Origin of the sequence: Kitasatospora sp. NPDC048722 (assembly GCF_040650235.1) — a bacterium.
GTDB lineage: Bacteria > Actinomycetota > Actinomycetes > Streptomycetales > Streptomycetaceae > Kitasatospora.
This window is the reverse complement of the sequence record NZ_JBEZGX010000130.1, coordinates 1-5,657: the sequence shown is the minus strand read 5'-3', so window position 1 is coordinate 5,657 and position 5,657 is coordinate 1. Positions and strand designations below refer to the sequence as shown.

Genomic DNA, 5,657 nt, shown 5'->3' with positions numbered 1-5,657 from the left:
CGAGTCCGTGTTTTTTCTGGGGGGTCGTGCTGTTGTCGGTCGTTGGACGGGTCTGCGGCCCGCCCCCGGTCGGGGGTGGCCGGCCTCGATGCCGGGCGCCGCCGGTTTTCCGGCGGCGGATCGGTCTTCGGAGGGGTTATTCGATTGACCGCCGTCCACTTTCCGTCACATTGACGCAATCCGTACATGCCTTCGAAAGAAGGCAGCGGCCTACCGCCGCACGGCCCGGTATGGTCTGGGGTAACCGCAGACGCGGGGTAACGAAGTCCCCCCTCCGCGAGGAGTCCCCAACGTGCTGATCACCCACGACACCGAGTGCGCGCTGAACACGCTCGTCGAGCTGCTCAACACGGCGCCCGAGGTCTGCGGCACCGAGCTGCTGCCGGACGTGGCCGCGCTCGACGCCTTCGTGGTCCGCCAGGAGATCAGCGAGATCGACTCCCTCACCGAGGGCGACCTGCGCAGCGTGCAGGACCTGCGGTCGCGGCTGCGCGAGGTGTTCGGGACGGAGTCCACCGCGGCGGCGTCCGAACTGGTCAACTCGATCGTCGCGGCCGCCGGCACGACGCCCCGGCTGATCAACCACGACCACCACGGGTGGCACATCCACTACTTCGCCCCGCACGCCGCACTCGGCGACCTCTTGGCCGCAGAGCTGGGCATGGCGCTGGCGTTCATCTTCATGGCGGGCGAGAGCGAGCGGCTGCGCCGCTGCGAGGCGCCGGACTGCGCGCGCGTCTTCGTGGACCTCTCGCGCAACCGCTCCCGCCGCTACTGCGACAGCCGCACCTGCGGGAACCGGCTGCACGTCGCCGCCTACCGGGCGCGGCAGCGCTCGGCGGAGGCCGTGGCTTCCGCCTGAGGCCGCCCGCCGCACTCCCGGGGGCCGGTCAGATGCCGCGCTTGCGGAGGATCTCCTCGATGTCCGAGAAGTCGCCGAGGCCGTCGTCCTGCTTCTTCGCCGCGGCCTTCTTCGGCGCAGCGTCGGGCTGTGCCGCCTCAACCGCGGGCCGCTCCGGCGTCCGGGTCGCCGCTGGGCGGGCCTCCGGCGCCTCGACCGCGCCGCGGCGGCTCACGAACCGCGTGGTGAGCAGCAGGGCGACGGAGATGCCGAGCAGCACGATGCCGGTCCAGACGCGGGGGTCGAAGACCAGTTTGGTGGCCCACTTGCCGAACTCGTCGGCGATCGTGCGGGCCACCGGGAACAGGCCGGTCAGGTAGAGGCCTGCGGGCAGCAGGGCGACGGCGAACCAGCGGGTCGCGGAGAGGAAGCGGCGCCGGTAGGCGCGCAGGCCCGCGACGGCCACGCAGGCCACCGTGAGTGCGAAGCTGACGGCCGCGTTCAGCACGGCGGCGTCCGGTCGGATCGGGTCGTCCTGGTCATCGGTGCCTCCTGTCGCCGGCCCCTCGGGGCGCACCGCGGGGCGGCGCGGGGGCCCACTAGTGGAACACTGGGGGAATGATCGATGGTTCCCTTCCCCGTCTCGAGTTCTGGTGCGACCTCCAGTGCCCGGATTGCCGTACCGCCCTGGACGACGTACGGGCGCTTCGTGCGCAGTACGGCGACGCGCTGCCGGTGGAGGTGAGGCACTTCCCGCTGGAGAAGCACAGGTACGCCTACGCGGCCGCCGAGGCGGCCGAGGAGGCCTTCGCGCAGGGGCTGGGGTGGCCGTTCGTGGAGGCGCTGCTGGCCCGTGTCGAGGAGCTGGACGCGAAGGGGCAGCAGGTGCTGCTGGACGTCGCGCGCGAGGTCGGGGTGGACGCCGACGAGGTCGACACGGCGCTGATCGACGGGCGGCACATGCTGATCGTCGACGCCGACCAGGCCGAGGGCAAGGCGATCGGGGTGAAGGGCACGCCGACGTACGTGATCGCGGGGAAGCGGCTGGACGGCGGGCAGAGCCAGGACGGCCTGCGCGAGCGGATCGTCGCCGTCATCGAGGAGAAGAAGGCTTCCTGACGCATCGTCGGGTCACAGCGGCTTGCCGTAGAGGCGGTTGGTGACCCGGTAGCCGAGCGAGGCGTAGAGCCGGATGGCGACCTCGTTGACGGTGAAGACGTTCAGGCCGAGGGTGCGGACACCGGCGGCCAGGCACTCGCGTTCGGCGAGCAGCATCAGCGTCCGGCCGTGTCCCCGGCCCCGGTGGGCCGGGGACACCTCGACGACCATGACCCAGGCGAGCGGTTCGCCGTCCGGCAGGTCGCGCAGGTGGAGGTCCACCCAGAGCGAGCCGAGCGGCTCGGTGCCGACGTCGTCCCCCTCGCCGTGGAGGCGGCGCAGCGCGACGCCGGGGCTGTCGGCGCCCTGCGGGAGCAGGCGTTGGTGGTCGACCCCGGACTTGGCGCGGGACTGCTCCTCGGTGAGGCCCGACTCCCGCAGCGAGCGCACGTAGTCCTCGGCGGCCCGGCCGAGCCAGGCCGGGAACTCCTCGGCCCCGATCGGGCGGGCGGTGACGCCGGCCGGCAGGTCTGGGGGCGCGGTCAGGTGCTTGGCCAGGTTCCGCATCCGCTCGGTGTACCCGAGGGCGAGGGCGAGGCCGCGGGCGACCTGCGCGGACTCGGGGACGTCGATGTCCACGCGGGTGCAGCCCCAGCCGCGCAGCACCTCCTCCGCGGCCAGCGCGCCGAAGGTCCCGCGGCCCCGGCCGCGCCCTTCGCTGATCTCCAACTCGGCGATCTCTCCGAAGAGTTGGCTGCCGTGCGGGACGGCGGTGGTGCGCAGGGCACCGACCTGGCGGCCGTTGGCGCAGATCTGCCAGCGTCTGGTGCGGCCGCCTGCGGGGGTGGGCGTCTCGGGGCCCTCTGGGCGCAGCGTGGAGGTCATGTGGTGGTCCCTTCCCCACGCCGGGAGGGTTATCCGCCGGAGGCGGCTAACGGCACTAGCCCGCCGGAGGCGGCTAACGGCACGAGCCCGCCGGAGGCGACCAACGGCACGAGCCCGCCGGAGCGGGCTCACGGGTCGAGGTCGTCGCCGCTGCGCTCGGCGAAGACGGCCATGGCCTTGGCGGTGACCGGGCCGATCCCGGGCAGTTCGCGGTCGTCGACGCGGGTGACGGCCTGGACGTCGCGCAGGGTGGAGGTCAGGAAGACCTCCTCGGCGTCCTGGAGGGCCTCCAGCGGGAGGTCGGTCTCCTCGGCGCCGCACCACTCGACGACGAGGGCGCGGGTGATGCCGGCCAGGCAGCCGGAGGCGAGGGTGGGGGTGAGCAGGCGGCCGCCGATGACGACGAAGACGTTCGAGCCGGTGCCTTCGCAGAGCAGTCCGGCGGTGTTGGCGAACAGGGCCTCGGAGGCGCCGACGCGGTGGGCGGCGGCCAGGGCGACGACGTTCTCGGCGTAGGAGGTGGTCTTGAGGCCGGCGACGGCGCTGTGCTCGTTGCGGCGCCAGGGGACGACGGAGACGGCGGTGGTGTCGGGGCGGCGGTTCACGGGGCCGATGGCGGCGACGAGGGTGGCGCCGGAGTCTCCGCGCTCGGAGCCGAGGGGGGCGTTGCCGCCGGTGTAGGTGACGCGCAGTCGGCCGAGCGGCATCGGGTTGGCGGCGAGGACCTGGGCGCAGGCCTCGCGGACCCGGTCGTGGTCGGGGTCGGGCAGGCCGAGGCCGCGGGCGGAGCGGGTGAGGCGGTCGAGGTGGCGGGTGAGCGCGAACGCCCGGCCGTCGGCGGCCTTCATGGTCTCGAAGACGCCGTCGCCGGTGGTGAGTCCGTGGTCGAGGACGGAGACGGCGGCGTCGGCGGAATCGACGAGCGTGCCGTTGACCCAGCTCTTGGTGGGGGTGTGCATCGGGCGCTGCTCCTCGGGGGCGGTTCTTCGGCGGGTTCTGGGGGCTCTGCGGTCCTGCGGGTGCTGCGGCGTGTTCGCGGGTCTTCAGAGGGTCTCGCTGCCCGACGCTATCGCGACCAGGCGGGCGGCCTTCAGTTCGGTTTCGGCCCACTCGCGGTCGGGGTCGGAGCCCCAGGTGATGCCGGCGCCGGTGCCGAAGCGCAGCACGGGGACGGCGGGGTCGGTGCGGTCGATCCAGAAGGTGCGGATGCCGACGGCGAGTTCGGCCTCGCCCCGGTCGGCGTCGACCCAGCCGACGGCGCCGCAGTAGGGGCCGCGCGGGGCGGTTTCGAGGGCCTCGATGATTCGCAGGGCGCTGGACTTGGGTGCGCCGGTGACGGATCCGGGCGGGAAGGTGGCGCCCAGGAGCTCGGGCCAGCCGGCGCCGTCGCGCAGGGTGCCCTCGACGGTGGAGACGAGGTGGACGAGGCCGGGGTGCTTCTCGACGGCGCACAGGTCGGGGACGGTGACGCTGCCGGTCGCGCAGACGCGGCCGAGGTCGTTGCGGACCAGGTCGACGATCATCACGTTCTCGGTGTGGTCCTTGTCGAGGAGGTCGTCCTCGGTGCGGCCGGTGCCCTTGATCGGACCGGAGGAGACGGTGCGGCCGGAGCGGCGCAGGTAGAGCTCGGGCGAGGCGGTGGCGATCTCGACGCCGTGGTCGGGCAGCCGGATCGTGCCCGCGTAGGGGGCGGGGTTGCCGTGGGCGAGGAGTCCGGTGAGGGCGTCGACGTCGCTGCGGCCGGGGTCGGGCAGCGGCGCGGAGAGCACGCGGCAGAGGTTGGCCTGGTAGACCTCGCCGGCGGCTATGTGCTCGCGGATGCGGCGGACGCCCGCGGTGTAGGCGTCGCGGTCCAGGGAGCTGTGCCAGTCGCCGGCGTCCGGTCCGCGCCAGCCTGCGCCGGAGGGCGGGGCGGTGGCGGGGCGGACGTCCTCGAAGCGGGCGCAGGTGAGGCGGCCCTCGAAGTCGTAGGCCACCGCCCAGTAGCCGGCGGAGTCCAGCGCGGCCGGGTCCGAGGTGACGTCGCGCAGGCCGGTGGCGAGGCGGCCGCCGAAGCGGGCGAGCGGGGTCTGGGGGGCGGTGCGGCCGGACACGGTTCTCCTGCGCGGTGGTGCTGGGCGGCGGTGCCTGAAGTGTAGGTCGGGGACGCTCGACGGGCCCGGGGGCGTACGGCGGAACGACCGGGCGCGAGCGGCTTCCGGGCGTGCACCGAGTGCACGCTGCGGGAACGGATTTTTAGCTGGCCCGGGAATCCGCTAGAGTTCAACACGTCGCCAGGGAGCGCAGCCGAAGAAAAGCGGTGAAGACCCCGGGAGACAGGCGGACGTGGCTCAGTTGGTAGAGCATCACCTTGCCAAGGTGAGGGTCGCGAGTTCGAATCTCGTCGTCCGCTCGATGGAGAACAGTGTAAGATCGTTCTTCGAGTGTTGCCTGGTGGAGTGGCCGAGAGGCGAGGCAACGGCCTGCAAAGCCGTGTACACGGGTTCAAATCCCGTCTCCACCTCCAAGAGGATCGCCCGGTTCCGCCGGGAGAACCTCCCCGCGCGATTAGCTCAGCGGGAGAGCACTACCTTGACACGGTAGGGGTCACTGGTTCAATCCCAGTATCGCGCACGTCGGATCCTCCGGGGTCTGCTGCAGGAACGCCACACCAGGCGCGATTAGCTCAGCGGGAGAGCACTACCTTGACACGGTAGGGGTCACTGGTTCAATCCCAGTATCGCGCACGTCGGACCCTTCGGGGTCTGCTGCAGGAACGCCACACCAGGCGCGATTAGCTCAGCGGGAGAGCACTACCTTGACACGGTAGGGGTCACTGGTTCAATCCCAGTAT

At 72.3% G+C, this 5,657-nt stretch carries 6 protein-coding genes and 4 tRNA genes; 6 read left to right on the top strand and 4 right to left on the bottom strand.

Features of this window, described 5'->3' with window-relative positions; translation table 11 throughout:
• The first annotated feature begins 292 nt into the window (after positions 1 to 292).
• Positions 293 to 862 (top strand): CGNR zinc finger domain-containing protein, encoded by a 570-nt coding sequence (locus AB0C76_RS40945; protein WP_359975760.1) that lies wholly within the window; start codon positions 293 to 295, stop codon positions 860 to 862.
• Between the two features lie 28 nt (positions 863 to 890).
• On the opposite strand, the gene AB0C76_RS40940 is transcribed toward AB0C76_RS40945, so the two are convergent.
• Complete coding sequence (locus AB0C76_RS40940) at positions 891 to 1,349, bottom strand: hypothetical protein (protein WP_359975757.1); 459 nt, start codon at positions 1,347 to 1,349, stop codon at positions 891 to 893.
• 110 nt (positions 1,350 to 1,459) lie between these two features.
• Here AB0C76_RS40940 and AB0C76_RS40935 point away from each other — a divergent pair, with 110 nt between their 5' ends.
• Positions 1,460 to 1,960 carry a DsbA family protein gene (locus AB0C76_RS40935; RefSeq protein ID WP_359975754.1) on the top strand — a complete coding sequence of 167 codons (501 nt, stop codon included), beginning with the start codon at positions 1,460 to 1,462 and terminating at the stop codon, positions 1,958 to 1,960.
• Between the two features lie 12 nt (positions 1,961 to 1,972).
• On the opposite strand, the gene AB0C76_RS40930 is transcribed toward AB0C76_RS40935, so the two are convergent.
• The 3 genes from AB0C76_RS40930 to AB0C76_RS40920 all read right to left on the bottom strand — a co-directional run bounded on the left by AB0C76_RS40930 (position 1,973) and on the right by AB0C76_RS40920 (position 4,917).
• Positions 1,973 to 2,824, bottom strand: a complete 852-nt coding sequence (locus AB0C76_RS40930; RefSeq protein WP_359975751.1) for a GNAT family N-acetyltransferase — start codon at positions 2,822 to 2,824, stop codon at positions 1,973 to 1,975.
• A gap of 128 nt (positions 2,825 to 2,952) precedes the next feature.
• Complete coding sequence (locus AB0C76_RS40925) at positions 2,953 to 3,783, bottom strand: aminodeoxychorismate lyase (protein WP_359975748.1); 831 nt, start codon at positions 3,781 to 3,783, stop codon at positions 2,953 to 2,955.
• An 84-nt stretch (positions 3,784 to 3,867) separates the two neighbouring features.
• Positions 3,868 to 4,917, bottom strand: a complete 1,050-nt coding sequence (locus AB0C76_RS40920) for a chorismate-binding protein (protein ID WP_359975745.1) — start codon at positions 4,915 to 4,917, stop codon at positions 3,868 to 3,870.
• A gap of 226 nt (positions 4,918 to 5,143) precedes the next feature.
• On the opposite strand from AB0C76_RS40920, the gene AB0C76_RS40915 reads away from it, so the two are divergent.
• The 4 genes from AB0C76_RS40915 to AB0C76_RS40900 all read left to right on the top strand — a co-directional run bounded on the left by AB0C76_RS40915 (position 5,144) and on the right by AB0C76_RS40900 (position 5,550).
• Positions 5,144 to 5,216, top strand: a tRNA-Gly gene (locus tag AB0C76_RS40915).
• A gap of 40 nt (positions 5,217 to 5,256) precedes the next feature.
• Positions 5,257 to 5,330 (top strand) — tRNA-Cys (locus AB0C76_RS40910).
• 35 nt (positions 5,331 to 5,365) lie between these two features.
• Positions 5,366 to 5,437: transfer RNA gene (locus AB0C76_RS40905), tRNA-Val, on the top strand.
• Between the two features lie 41 nt (positions 5,438 to 5,478).
• Positions 5,479 to 5,550: transfer RNA gene (locus AB0C76_RS40900), tRNA-Val, on the top strand.
• The last annotated feature ends 107 nt before the right edge of the window (positions 5,551 to 5,657 follow it).